This window comes from Citrobacter sp. wls619 (assembly GCF_005281345.1).
GTDB lineage: Bacteria > Pseudomonadota > Gammaproteobacteria > Enterobacterales > Enterobacteriaceae > Citrobacter.
Genome location: NZ_SZXJ01000116.1, coordinates 1 through 304, shown reverse-complemented (window position 1 = coordinate 304; position 304 = coordinate 1). Strand labels below are relative to the sequence as shown.

Below are 304 nucleotides of genomic sequence, written 5' to 3'. Positions count from 1 at the left end.
CCCGGCGATATAACCGGAGCCGTAAGTGAGCCATTCCACCGGCGGCAGGCTATCGGATGTTGTCCGGGTTGCCAGTCCCTTCGGGTAATCGTGCTTCGTGACGTGCTGCCACAGCAGTTCTCCCGTTTCGGGATGCTGCACCGTCTGGCGCTCCAGACTCATCCGTCCCTGTTTATCGTACTCATACTGCACGGCGACGCGGTGACCGTCGCTGAGGTGACTGGTTTCGGTCAGCCAGCCGCGCTCGTTGTACTGCCAGCGTTCAGCCTCTTCATCATTCACCGTTCTGTATGCCAGCCGGTCT

Annotated in this window: 1 protein-coding gene; it reads right to left on the bottom strand. The window is 60.2% G+C overall.

Annotation, left to right across the window (positions count from 1 at the left end):
• The coding region (locus FDX19_RS25020) for an RHS repeat protein (protein ID WP_137384825.1) at positions 1-304 on the bottom strand (304 nt) is incomplete at both ends.